This window comes from Billgrantia hypersalina (genome assembly GCF_052584175.1).
This window is the reverse complement of the sequence record NZ_JBMIQI010000008.1, coordinates 102,341-115,075: the sequence shown is the minus strand read 5'-3', so window position 1 is coordinate 115,075 and position 12,735 is coordinate 102,341. Positions and strand designations below refer to the sequence as shown.

The window sequence follows — 12,735 nt, the reverse complement described above, 5'->3', positions numbered from 1 at the left end:
AGACCAAAGGCAGCTTAGATCGGATAGTGGCGCGGGCCAAGCTGCACCGTCATCCAGCGCAGCTCGGTGAACTCCTCGATGCCGGCACGACCGCCGAAGCGCCCGTAACCGCTCGACTTGACCCCGCCGAAGGGCATCTGGGGCTCGTCGTGCACCGTGGGGGCGTTGATGTGGCAAATGCCCGATTCGATGCGCGCCGCCACCTTCATGGCCCGAGCCGTGTCGCGGCTGAATACCGCGGCGGAAAGACCGTAGTCGCTGTCGTTGGCGATCCGAATGGCTTCTTCTTCGCCGTCGACGCGCATCATCGCGACCACCGGGCCGAAGGACTCCTCGCGATAAAGCCGCATCTCCTCCGTTACTCCATCGACCACGGTAGCCGGCATGACGACCCCCTCCGCCTTGCCGCCGCTGGCAAGTCGCGCCCCCTTGGCCACGGCGTCGTCGAGCAGCCCATTGAGCTTCTCGCCCGACTCGGCATTGATCAGGGTCCCCAGGGCATTACCTTCTTCACGCGGGTCGCCCGCCTTGAGCGCCTTGGCGCGTGCAGCAAGCTTTTCGACGAAGGCGTCGGCCACCGAACGATCGACGATCAGGCGCTCGGTGGACATGCAGATCTGGCCCTGGTTGAAGAAGGCACCGAAGATCGCCGCATCCACGGCGGCGTCCAGGTCCGCGTCGTCCAGCACCAGGAAGGGCGCCTTGCCGCCCAGTTCAAGCAGCACCGGCTTGAGGTGCTTGGCGGCCTTCTCGGCGATGATACGACCCACCGGGGTGGAGCCGGTGAAGTTGATGCGGCGCACGGCAGGGTGAGTGATCAGTGCCTCGACCACTTCCGGTGCTTCGTGAGGGGCGTTGGCAATCACATTGACCACGCCATCGCCAAGGCCCGCTGCTACCAGTACCTCTCCGATCAAATGATGGGTGGCCGGACACTGTTCCGAGGCCTTGAGGATCACCGTGTTGCCGCACGCCAACGGCGTAGCGACGGCTCGCGTGCCCAGGATGATCGGCGCGTTCCACGGGGCGATGCCCACCACCACGCCACAGGGCACCCGCACCCCCATGGCCAGGTTGTCGGGCACGTTGGAGGGAATCACGTCGCCCTGGATCTGCGTGGTCAGTACTGCCGCCTCGCGCAGCATGCCGGCGGCAATCATCACATTGAATCCCGCCCAACCCGGCGTGGCACCGGTCTCATCCACCATGCGCTCGATAAATTCAGCCTGGCGCGCTTCCATGAGCTCGGCTGCCTTGAGCAGCTTGCCGCGTCGCTCGCCGGGCCCGGCCTGCGACCAAGCCGCGAAGGCCTCGCCCGCCGCCTCGGCTGCGGCCCGGGCATCCTCGACCGATGCCGCCGCCGCTCGGGTCACTGTCTTGCCGCTCAACGGATTGGCGCGCTCGAAGCTGGCACCGTTCCTGGCGCTACGGGGAGCGCCACCAATCAAAAGCTCCAGTTCGTTCATGTTCCGTTCTCCTTGTTTCAGTCAGTTCAACCGAGCCATGCCGTCAGGTCATAGACGGGATTGGGCCACGCCAGCTTCAGCAAGTGTTCGAAAAGCACATAGGCCACGGCCCAGAACCCCAGAGTCACCGGCAGCGCAATCTTGAGCTTCTCGCCCATGGCCCGCATATAAATGAGCAAAAAGACCGGCAATGCCCACATCAGGCCGATGGCCCATGACACCACACCCAGCATGCCGAACAGCAGCAGGAAACGCGCACCGCGCCAGAGGATCTGGGCCGGCGTCAGTTCGCCGAAATCGGTCACCAAGTCGTAGTGCGCTTCTTCTTGTTGCACGGTGCCTTCCGCATAGGTCGGCCGGATCCAGAGCGAGAGCAACGCCACCAGGCTGCTGACCAAACACAGCAATGAGGCGGCAACCGGCATGGCTGCCGCCGACGGATGCCACTCCATGGCCAGCCAAGTGGCATAAGCCGCTACTACCAACACGACCAGAGTAAACACAACCTCTAGGTTAAAGTGCATCCGCCACGCGAAGCGGGAAATCGTCCGCCGTTTACGCCACAAACCGGCCATGCGCTTGAAGAACACCCCGAGCAGGAACAAGCCGGTAATTACCAGCAGCAGCGCGACGACCGGGCGCGTAGTCCAAGTCCAGCCGTGAATGTTCATCGAGATGAAGTAGTACTTCTCGACCAGCGGGGCGAGGATGAATGCGAGGAATAGCGGCGCCCTGGGCCACTGCACGCGCTTCATCAGCCAGCCGACCAGCCCGATCAGCACCAGAAAGAGCACATCCTCCCACTGCCGCGAGGATTGCAACGCACCGACGAACACTACCGAGGCAATTAGGGGCACCAGTATCGCCGAGCGTACGAATACAACTTGCGACAGCGGCTTGGCCAGACCGAAAGCAAAGATGCCGCCAATGACGTTAGCAATGACGATTGTCCACACCATCATGTAGGTGACGTCGAGATGGCGGCTGAGCATATCCGGCCCGGGCGCGATGCCGTGCAGCAGAAAAGCTCCAAGCAATAGCGCCATGGGCGCAGAACCGGGTACGCCCAGCACCACGGTGGGTAGCAGTGAGCCGCCTACGGTAGCGTTGTTCGACGATTCAGCAGCGATTACGCCACGCACGTCACCCTGACCGAACTTCTTCTCCCCGCGTGTTGTCATGCTGGTGAATGAATAGACCAGCCACGGAATGACGGCAGGCCCGATGGCAGGTATCACGCCCAGTGCCGAGCTGGCCGCAGAGTTGCGCGTCACCGGCAGGATGTTCTTTAGGGTGTCTTTCAGGCCCAGTCCGGCCCCGTCCAGGGTGGATTTTCGTCCATCGCGTGCGATTGCTTTGGACTGGATGGCAAGATCGGCCAGCTCAGGAATGGCATAAATGCCCAGAGCCACGACCAGGATGTGCAGGCCATCCCAAAGATAGATCGAATCGAAGGTCCAACGCAGCTCGGCGGTGTTGGGGTCTTGGCCGATGAAGGCCAGCATGATGCCGATGGCCGCCGCCGCCAGCCCCCGGGCCATCGAGCCACCGGAGAGTGCCGCCACCATGGCGAGCCCGAGAAGACAGAAGGCCAACAGCTCAGCCGAAGTGGCCCCCATCAGTACCGGCATGATGACCGGGATCACCAGCAGCAGGATCAGCGCGCCGATCACGCCGCCGATGACCGATGACGTGAATGCCGCTCCCAGGGCACGGCCGGCCTCGCCATTCTTTGCCATGGGATAACCGTCTAGCACCGTAACCATGGAAGTCGGCGTGCCCGGCACGCCGAACAGGATGGCCGGAATGGTATCGGCGGTCGACATCACCGCCATGGCGCCGAGAAGGAAGGCCATAGCTTCCATCGGGCTCATACTGAAGGTGAAGGGCAACAGCAGTGCAATTCCCATCAGGCCCCCGACACCCGGGATGACCGACATGAGCGTGCCGATCACGACGCCAATAAACATGTAAAACAGCATTTCGGGCTGGCTCAACATGGCGAAGGCACTCGCCATCTGGCCTATGAAATCGACTTCCATACAGACCTCGTGAGGTGTGTCGGTTCACACCTGGCCCCGGATAATTCCGGGGCATCGTGTGCTTTATTAGGACTGACAGGTCAGTTGGAAAGCTCGAAGAACCACTGCTCGACTTCCTCGGATACTTTTGATGATTCAGCAATCAAGTCGTCCAGCCATTCCCCCGAGGCATAGTTCACCGGAATGTCGCGCTCTTCTGCCTCGGCGATGAACTCGGGATCGTTGACGGTCTTTTCTAAAACATCACGCAGGTATTCGATGCGTTCTTCGGGTACGCCGGGCGGCGCAAGCAGTGAAAGACCCAGCGCCGCAGATTGAGCCACCGCCTCGGCCATGCCGTAGTAGGGGTTGTCTTCGTCGATCAAGTCGAGAATGTTTTCCGCATCCTCAAGGCCCTCAAGCGGCTCCAGCCCCAAGATACCCAGCACATTGATTTCGCCGCTCTCGACCAGATGCCACTTGTTCGACAGAAGGTTGGCCGGCTCGGCGGTGGTGCTGTCGACCTCGCCCTGCTCCATGGCCAGGAAGGTCGGGCCGCCGCCGGAGTAGCCCGGGATACGGCGGAAGTTAGTCCCTAATGCATCGTTAGCGACGGTCATGTACTGATCCAGCGAGGTGCCCACGGTCATGATCGCGTGCGTGATCGGTTCCTCGGCGTCGATGGCATCCTGGAAGCTGGCAATGCCGCTATCCGCCCGAGCCACGAACACTCGAGGCAGGTCCACCAAACGACCTATGGCGAGGAATTCATCGGCTTCGTAGCGTACCTGATTGGGGTTGGAGAACTTCGACGAGACCAGGGCTGGAACCGGCATGCCGATATAGGTGCCATCCTTAGGCGCGGCCTGGAACAGGTAGTTGGCGCCCACGGCACCGCCGCCGCCGGTACGATGCTCCAACACGATGTCGGTACTTTCGGGGAGATACTTCTCCATGTGCTTCATGGTCAGCAGCAGATAGAGATCCATCGTGCCGCCGGCTCCAGTGGTGCTGACCATCCGAATGGTCTTGTCCTCGTAGAAGTCTTCCGTAGCCTGAGAAACCAATGGCGTGATACAGGCAGCCGCCAGCAGTGAGACAGCGAAGCGCTTGTGAAAAGACATCAGGTTTCCTCCGTTGCGAACTGTCGTAACGGCAGTTTCGCCTCGTTATTTTTGGTGTGGCCCTATGGCCAACTGACAGACAAAATAAGTTCGCATTGCGAACGTTAATTTGTCATACGCACAGGGTTGCAATAAACGTGGGAAACGTCAATTGGTGCAGCGCACCATGAAAGGGCTATACAAATGCGCAGCAAACCCTATAAAAACCAATAAAATTCAGAGGCTTGGAAAAACGCCCAGCACAAGCATTCGGAATGGGCGTCAGCCGCATACGACCAAAGGGGGAGAAAATAGAACAGAAAGAAGGTGATACCGCTTCTTATGAGACAGCCTCGAAACCGGGACTTTAACGGTCCCGGTATGTGTAGACGCACAGATGCAACGAAACGCGCTGACTGAGGAGCGTCGATGACTACTGAAGCCTCTCCTCCCTTGTTTCGAATGCTGGCGCATTAGGGCAAAACGCTCGACAGCGCTCTTGGTCGGCTCCCGCGCGCAGCGCTCGCCAACAACGGCCCACCACAGGGCAACGGTCGCATTCCCGCTGCAACTCGGCCAGGGCCTGCCGATCATCAGGATCAAAATCCTTCGTGGTAAGGCCGAAGCGGGCCATCATGGGAGGCAACAAAGTTAGGCTGGGAATCAGGTCGACTTCACCACCACGGTTGAGGCTGCGAGCGACTTCCCGTTCGAAGGCCGGCGACATGGGAGTCGCGAAATCCCGCACCATCGCCTGGTACGTCGGGGCGGCCTCGCGGCGCATTTCATATACCAGACGCGGCATGGAGGCATCGAAGAGAAAGCCCCCCAGCCGCTGGAACCAGGTGCGGGGACGATGGGTGGAATTCAGGGCTTCATCATGCATGGTTCACCTCTAAGGTTCACGTCTCCTTTCCAGGCCAAGGGCCATGCAGCCAGCATGATGCAGCCCTACCCGCAAACCAATTGAGAGTTCCATGCACTGCCATAACCAATTCGATATGACGCAGCACCCTGATTGTCCGGGCGCTGCGTCCACTGATGCACTCAGAGCAGAAACAGCGTCGTCAGCACCGGGAACGCCAGCAGCAGGGCCAGGCGCAGGAAGTCCGAGACAATGAATGGCGCCACGCCGCGGAAGATCTCGCCCAACCCCACATGGGGCGCCATGGCCTTGATCACGAACACGTTCATGCCCACCGGCGGCGTGATCAGGCCCAGCTCCACGGTCAGCACGGTGATGATGCCGAACCACACCGGGTCGATACCCAGCATCTGGATGATCGGGAACACCACCGGCACGGTGATCACCAGCATGGCGATCGAGTCCATGAACATGCCGAGCACGAAGTAGAGCAGCAGGATGCACAGCACCACGACGAACGGCGCCAGGTCCATGGTGAGCAGCATGTCGCTGATCGAGAACGAGATGCGCGACACCGAGATGAAGTAACCCAGCATCTCGGCACCGACCAGCATGAAGAACACGACGGCGGAGAGCGCCAGCGTCTCCTGCACGCTGCGCCACAGGTCGGCGCCACGGATCCCCTTGGCCAGCGCATAGAGCAACGTGGCGAAGGCGCCGACGCTTGCCCCCTCGGTGGGCGTGAAGGCACCGAAGTAGATACCCAAGATCATCACCAGGAACACGCCGAAGAAAGGTACCAGCCCCCCCAGTGAGGCCAGCTTCTCCTTCAGGCCGGTGGGTTCGCCGGCCACGGCCAGCGAAGGACGCAGGCGCATCACCACGCTGACGGTCAGCGCATACATGACCAGGCCCATCAGGCCGGGCACCAGGCCGGCCATGAACATGTCGCCCACCGACTGCTCGGTGAGGATGGCGTAAATCAGCAGGGCGATACTCGGCGGGATCATGATGCCCAACGTGCCGCCGGCGGCCAGCGCACCGGTGGCCAGGCCGCGGTTGTAACCGTAGCGCTCCATCTCGGGCAGCGCCACGCGGGTCATGGTGCTGGCGGTGGCCAGCGACGAACCGGAGATCGCCGAGAACACCCCGCAAGAGCCCACCGCGGCGATCGCCAAGCCGCCCTTCCAGCCGCCGCAGATGACCCGGGTCGAATGGAAAAGCTTGCCGGCCATGCCCGAATGAGCCGCCAGCACACCCATGAGGATGAACATCGGCACGGCGCTGAAGCTGTAGTTCGACAGCACCTCCACCGGCACGGTCTTGAGCTGGGAGATGGCCGCGCCCCAGCTGATCACCTGGGCGAAACCCACTACGCCGACGACCAGCATGGTCAGCGCCACCGGGACGCGCAGCACCATCAAAAGCAGCAGCAGGCCAAGGCCCAGGGCGCCGATCGCTTCACTCCCCATGGCTCACCTCCCCTTCGGCACCGAAGACGGCACTGAGCAGGGCATGCAGCAGGCTGCGCAGGCCCAACAGCAGGCTCAAGCCGGCGGCAACCGTGTAGATCGGCCCCATCGGCAATCGCAGGTCCTGCGTTACCTCACCGTGGCGGGCGGCAGCCGCCGCCGAGTCGAGCAGGCCGAGGAAGAGCACCAGCCCCAGGGCGGCGAAGCCCAGCAGGTAAAAACCATGCAGGCGATTCTTGATGCCTTGTGAAAGGCCATGGGAAAAGGCTTCGACCACGACCTGGCTCTTCTCGACGTTGGCCGCCATGGCCGCCAACAATGCGAACAGCATCAGGTAGCTGACCAGTTCGACACTTCCACTCACACGCAGCGCCACGGCACCTTCGGTGATGCGTGCAAGGTAGCGCGTGCCGACATCGGCAATCGTCACCGCCAGCAGCGCCACCAGCGCTACGCCGGCCACGAGGCGGCAAACGAGGGCCAGCCAATGGCTGACCCGTTCCAGATGAACCTGCATGGCTTAGCCCTGATCCTGCGCGCAGCTGGAATTCCGTGCCTCGAGAGCGGCCTCATAGATGTCGCGCGCCTGGCTCAGGCCACGTTCTTCGAGCTCAGCCAGATAATTGTCGATACCATCCTGCAGCGGCTGCTGCCAGTCGGGATCCTCCAGCGGATTCTCGATCACGCGAATGGTGTGGCCAGCTTCCTCGGCCTCCTGCTTGCCTGCCACGTCGAGCGCTGCGAACACCTCACCGGCTTTCTCCGCCCACTTCATGCCGGAGTTCGCGTCGATCGCCTCCTGCTGCTCGGGCGAGAGGCTGTCGTAGGTGCGCTGGTTCATGGTGGCAACGAAGATCAAGGTATAGAATGGAACCTCGGTGTGGTACTCGACCAGCTCGTTGATGCGAAAGCCCTTCAGCCCCTCCCAGGGGAAGCTCAAGCCGTCGACCACGCCGCGCTGCATGGCGGTGTAGATGTCTGGCGCCGGCATGCCGACCGGGTTGGCGCCCATGTTTTCGAGGATGTCCCCCGCCACGGCAGTGGGACGGCGAATGCGCAGCCCCTCGAGATCGGACGGTTTCTGAACGTCCGTGTCGACGGTATGGATCCCACCGGGGCCGGTGGTGAAGAAGAACAGCGGGCGCGAGTCGTCATACTCCTCGTCTAGGTGTCCTTCCTCATACAGGCTCTGCAGGATGCAGGCACCCTGCGGCGCACTGTCGGCCACACCGGGCAACTCTACGATCTGCGACAGCGGGAAGCGCCCCGCCGTGTAGCCTTGGGCGGTAATGCCGATATCCGAGATGCCGTTGACGGCCGCCTCGTAGATGGCATCCGGCTTGGCGAGGGTGCCGGAGGGGAAGATCTCGACACTCAACTCACCGCCGGCGTCTTCTTCCACGGCATCGGCCCAGGCTTCGAAGATATCCTGGTTGATGCCAGAGGCGCCCGGCCAGAAATGCGCCACGCGAAGGGTGGTGGCGGCTTGCGCCGAGGCAACGGTAACACTGGCGATGGAAGCCGCCAGCAGGCAACGGGACAGGGTGCGCTTCATGGGGTGCCTCCGGAAGACTCGTTGTAATGGACATATCGTTTGTTCGCTATCCGAATTTACGTTCGGAATAAATGCTAAAGTACCCCACTCCCTGAGGTCCCGATAATCGACATTAGTCTATGGTGCCGGGAATTTCTCCCGTTTCGAACGGTTGTCGTAGCGAATCCGTCCTACCCAGCACTATCGACACGCTTTCTTGGACTTTTCGCATGTGCCTGTCGTCTCGGGCGTACTTGAACTACCCATCCAGACCCAACAGCTCTCCGTAGCGCAACCCGATGAAGGCATGCTCGCGCATCAGCATCTCGGCTCTCGCCCCCTCGCCGTGACGCAGCGCCTGAACCACCAGTTCGTGCTGTACCTGGGCCAGTTGCAGCTTGCGATATTCCCGATCCAGGGCCTCGCTATCGATAATGATGGAATCGGCGGCAGCGAAAGGCAGGTGGTTGTTGCGGGCAATGGCATCGCCGATGACCGGGCTGCCGGCCGAGCCGACGATGGCTTCATGGAAACGACGATTCAGCTCACTCCAGAGATCGACATCACGCTCCTCCAGATAGCCCTTGGCCAGCAGGTCCCGCCCCTTTTGGATCCAAACGTGCAGCTCGGCCTCCAGCTCTTCGGATAGACCGTGCTCAGCCAGGCGTCTGGCCGCCAGTCCTTCCAGCACGCCCCGCACCTCCACGGCACAGCGCACATCGGCCTCGGTGAATTCACGCACCATGAAGCCTCGCTTGCCCGCCCGCTGTAACAGCCCCTCCTGCTCCAGCGTCCGAAAGGCCAGGCGTACCGGGGTGCGCGACACACCCAACTGTTCCGCCACTGCCACCTCGCCGAGACGTGCGCCTGATGGATAAATCCCCTCGCCGATCATTTTCCGCAGCCGGCTCACCACGCTCTTGTCGCCGTTACTCACTTGTTTTTCCTGTCGTTGTGTCAACTCGAATCAATTGGATCCAACTAAAGCATAAGTTGACCATTTTTTGCTACTTGCTCTTTACTTTGGATCCAAACAATAACCATACCGTGCCTACCGAGGAGAGAACCATGTCCGTACAAGCCCCTTTCCCCAAGAATACCTGGTACGTGGCCTGCACCCCGGACGAACTCGAAGACAAGCCGCTGGGACGCACCATTTGCAACGAGCCGGTGGTGTTCTTCCGCAGCGACGAGGGCCGGGTGGCCGCTGTGGAGGATTTCTGCCCCCACCGCGGCGCCCCGCTCTCACTGGGCTTCGTGCGCGACGGCAAGCTGGTCTGTGGCTACCACGGGCTGGAGATGGGCTGCGATGGCAAGTGTGCCGGCATGCCGGGTCAACGCGTGCGCGGCTTCCCGAGCATTCGTGCCTACCCGGTGGAGGAACGTCACGGTTTCATATGGTTCTGGCCGGGCGACCCGGAGAAAGCCGACCCGAGCCTGATTCCCGAACTGCACTGGGCCAACAGCCCCGACTGGGCCTACGGAGGCGGGCTCTACCATATCCAGTGTGAGTATCGGTTGATGATAGACAACCTGATGGACCTGACCCATGAAACCTACGTGCATGCCTCCAGTATCGGACAGCCCGAGATCGAGGAGGCTGCACCCGAGACCACGGTCAACGGCGACGAAGTCATCACCAGCCGGCACATGGCCAATATCTCCGCGCCGCCCTTCTGGCAGGCGGCGCTGCGCGGCAACGGCCTGGCTGACGACGTGCCGGTGGACCGCTGGCAAATCTGTCGCTTCACGCCGCCGAGCCACGTGCTGATCGAAGTGGGCGTGGCCCATGCCGGCCACGGCGGCTACCAGGCTCCGGCCGAGGTAAAGGCGTCGAGCATCGTGGTCGATTTCATTACCCCCGAAACCGATACCTCGATCTGGTACTTCTGGGGCATGGCGCGCAACTTCAAGCCCGAGGACAGCGAGCTCACCGACAAGATCCGCGAGGGCCAGGGCCAGATTTTCGCCGAGGACCTGGAGATGCTCGAGGCCCAGCAGCGCAACCTGCTGCGCTACCCCGACCGGCAGTTGCTCAAGCTCAACATCGACGGCGGCGGCGTCCAGGCGCGGCGTGTCATCGACCGCCTCCTCAGCGAGGAGCGGGAGGCCAGCAACGCGGGGGCCACGATATGAGCAGCGCTCCCCTCTCCTTGTTCGTCGAGGTCAAGGCGCGTCAAGAGGAAGCCCAGGATATCGTCACGCTTGAGCTGGCCGACCCCCACGGTCGACCGCTGCCGGCCTTCAGCGCCGGTGCGCATATCGATGTGCGGGTGAAGGATGGCCTGATTCGGCAGTACTCCTTGTGCAACCACCCCGAGGAGCGCGACCGCTACCTGATCGGCGTGCTGCGCGACCCGGCCTCCCGGGGCGGTTCCAGCGCCATGCACGACGAGATCCACGAAGGCGACCTGCTCCAGATCAGCGCACCCAAGAATCATTTCCCGCTCAAGCCAGCCGGCCGCACCCTGCTACTGGCTGGCGGCATCGGCATCACGCCCCTGTTGTGCATGGCCGAACGCCTGGCCCACACCGACGCCGACTTCACGCTGCACTACTGCACTCGCTCCGCCGAGCGCACGGCGTTTCGCCAGCGCATCGCCGCCTCGGGCTTTGCCGAGCGGGTGCACTTCCACTTCGATGACGGCGACCCTGCGCAGAAGCTCGACCTGAAGGCGCTGCTGGCCACGCCGGAGCCCGAGACCCGCCTCTATGTGTGTGGCCCCACGGGCTTCATCGATGCCGTGCTGTCGACCGCCAAGGCGCAGGGCTGGCCCAGCGAGCGTCTGCACACCGAATATTTCACCGGTGCCGTGACCGACACTGCCGGCGATGACAGCTTCGAGGTCAAGATCGCCAGCAGCGGCGCCAGCTTTACCGTGCCCGCCGACAAGACGGTGCATCAGGTGCTGGCCGAGAACGGCATCGAAATCATGGTTTCCTGCGAGCAAGGGGTCTGCGGTACCTGCCTGACGCGAGTGCTGGAGGGCGAGCCCGACCACCGCGACCTCTACCTAGAGGACCACGAGCACGCCGCCAACGACCAGTTCACCCCCTGCTGCTCCAGAGCCAAGAGCAAGGTTCTGGTGCTGGACCTGTAAGCGTCATCCCCATAACGACAACATAACGACAAGAGGAATCCCCATGTCCCCCAGCAAGATCGTGACCGGCATCGCCCTGGCCAGTGCCCTGGCTGTCACCCCGGCCCTGGCCGAGGCCACCACCCTGCGCATCGCTCACGTCTGGCCCGGCGGCTCACTGATCGACCGCGACCTCTTTCAGGCTTGGGCTGAGAGCGTCGAAGAAGCTTCCGACGGTCGGCTCAAGGTGGAGGTCTACCCCAGCCAGACCCTGGCCAAGTCCGACAAGACGTACGAGAGCGCCGCCAGCGGCGTCGCCGATATCGGCGCCTCGGCCCAGGGCTACAATGCCGGGCGCTTTCCGCTCACCCAGGTGGTCGAGCTGCCCGGCGTTTCGGCCAGCAGCCGTCAGGGCTCCTGCATCCTGCAATCCCTCTACGAGCAAGGGCACTTCGAGGCGGAGTATGACGATACCCGGCCTCTGTTCATGTTCACTACCGGCCCCGGCTACCTGCATACCAAGGAGCGCCTGATCGAGACGCCCCAAGACCTCGGGGGGCTGCGCCTGCGCCGCCCCACGCCGCTGGTCGGCGACATGTTCGATCGACTCGGCGCCCAGGCCGTGGGCATGCCGGCGCCCGACGTCTTCACCGCCATGCAGCGTGGCGTGGTCGACGGGCTGAGCTTCAACTGGGAAGGCATGAAGACGTTCCGCCTCAATGAATTGGCCGGCTACCACACCGAAGTGCCGCTCTACGACCTGTCGCTGTTCGCCACCATGAACCAGCGTACCTACGACAGCCTGCCCGAAGACCTGCAGCGGGTCATCGACGAGCATAGCGGTCTGGAGTGGTCGCTGCGCGCCGCGGCAGTCTATGACGAGTTGATCCGCCAGGGACGCGAGGAAGCCGAGGCCGCCGGTCACGAGTTCCTGGTCGTCGAGGACGCCCTCGAACATGCCGACTGGGGCCCCGTACTGCAGGAAACCATCGATCGTTACCTGGAAGATACCGGCAGCGAGGCCGGGGAAATCTACGAGGCGGCAATGGCACTGCAGGACGAGTGTCGCGCTTGACCTTGCCGCTCATTTCTCCACTTGACGGCAGCCTTCGGGCTGCCGTTTGCGTTTTGCTGCACTCGACTCACGGCCATACGAGACCAAAGTCGCAGTCTTGCACTCATGACCTGGCGGCA

The 12,735-nt window shown here is 62.4% G+C and carries 11 protein-coding genes; 3 read left to right on the top strand and 8 right to left on the bottom strand.

The features are described from left to right. Positions 1-14 precede the first annotated feature (14 nt). The 8 genes from ACOJCM_RS05885 to ACOJCM_RS05850 all read right to left on the bottom strand — a co-directional run bounded on the left by ACOJCM_RS05885 (position 15) and on the right by ACOJCM_RS05850 (position 9,398). Positions 15-1,466, bottom strand: coding sequence for an aldehyde dehydrogenase (locus ACOJCM_RS05885; protein ID WP_445211136.1), 1,452 nt, complete (start codon positions 1,464-1,466; stop codon positions 15-17). Between the two features lie 26 nt (positions 1,467-1,492). Further along, entirely contained in the window at positions 1,493-3,508 is a 2,016-nt protein-coding gene (locus ACOJCM_RS05880) for a tripartite tricarboxylate transporter permease (RefSeq protein WP_445211135.1), read from the bottom strand. 80 nt (positions 3,509-3,588) lie between these two features. Further along, a complete protein-coding gene (locus ACOJCM_RS05875) occupies positions 3,589-4,611 on the bottom strand; it encodes a Bug family tripartite tricarboxylate transporter substrate binding protein (RefSeq protein WP_445211134.1) in 1,023 nt (340 codons plus the stop codon). A gap of 412 nt (positions 4,612-5,023) precedes the next feature. Further along, entirely contained in the window at positions 5,024-5,476 is a 453-nt protein-coding gene (locus ACOJCM_RS05870; RefSeq protein WP_445211133.1) for a hypothetical protein, read from the bottom strand. A 161-nt stretch (positions 5,477-5,637) separates the two neighbouring features. Next, entirely contained in the window at positions 5,638-6,927 is a 1,290-nt protein-coding gene (locus ACOJCM_RS05865; RefSeq protein WP_445211132.1) for a TRAP transporter large permease, read from the bottom strand. Beyond that, entirely contained in the window at positions 6,917-7,444 is a 528-nt protein-coding gene (locus ACOJCM_RS05860) for a TRAP transporter small permease subunit (protein ID WP_445211131.1), read from the bottom strand. Before ACOJCM_RS05860 ends, ACOJCM_RS05865 begins: the two co-directional genes overlap by 11 nt. A 3-nt stretch (positions 7,445-7,447) precedes the next feature. Continuing rightward, positions 7,448-8,482 (bottom strand): TRAP transporter substrate-binding protein, encoded by a 1,035-nt coding sequence (locus ACOJCM_RS05855; protein WP_445211130.1) that lies wholly within the window; start codon positions 8,480-8,482, stop codon positions 7,448-7,450. Between the two features lie 238 nt (positions 8,483-8,720). Continuing rightward, complete coding sequence (locus tag ACOJCM_RS05850; RefSeq protein WP_445211129.1) at positions 8,721-9,398, bottom strand: GntR family transcriptional regulator; 678 nt, start codon at positions 9,396-9,398, stop codon at positions 8,721-8,723. Positions 9,399-9,529: 131 nt separating this feature from the next. On the opposite strand from ACOJCM_RS05850, the gene ACOJCM_RS05845 reads away from it, so the two are divergent. The 3 genes from ACOJCM_RS05845 to ACOJCM_RS05835 are packed head-to-tail and all read left to right on the top strand — an operon-like array spanning position 9,530 to position 12,616. Then, positions 9,530-10,597 carry an aromatic ring-hydroxylating dioxygenase subunit alpha gene (locus tag ACOJCM_RS05845; protein ID WP_445211128.1) on the top strand — a complete coding sequence of 356 codons (1,068 nt, stop codon included), beginning with the start codon at positions 9,530-9,532 and terminating at the stop codon, positions 10,595-10,597. Further along, positions 10,594-11,562 (top strand): PDR/VanB family oxidoreductase, encoded by a 969-nt coding sequence (locus ACOJCM_RS05840; RefSeq protein WP_445211127.1) that lies wholly within the window; start codon positions 10,594-10,596, stop codon positions 11,560-11,562. Before ACOJCM_RS05845 ends, ACOJCM_RS05840 begins: the two co-directional genes overlap by 4 nt. Positions 11,563-11,605: 43 nt before the next feature. Further along, complete coding sequence (locus tag ACOJCM_RS05835; RefSeq protein WP_445211126.1) at positions 11,606-12,616, top strand: TRAP transporter substrate-binding protein; 1,011 nt, start codon at positions 11,606-11,608, stop codon at positions 12,614-12,616. The last annotated feature ends 119 nt before the right edge of the window (positions 12,617-12,735 follow it).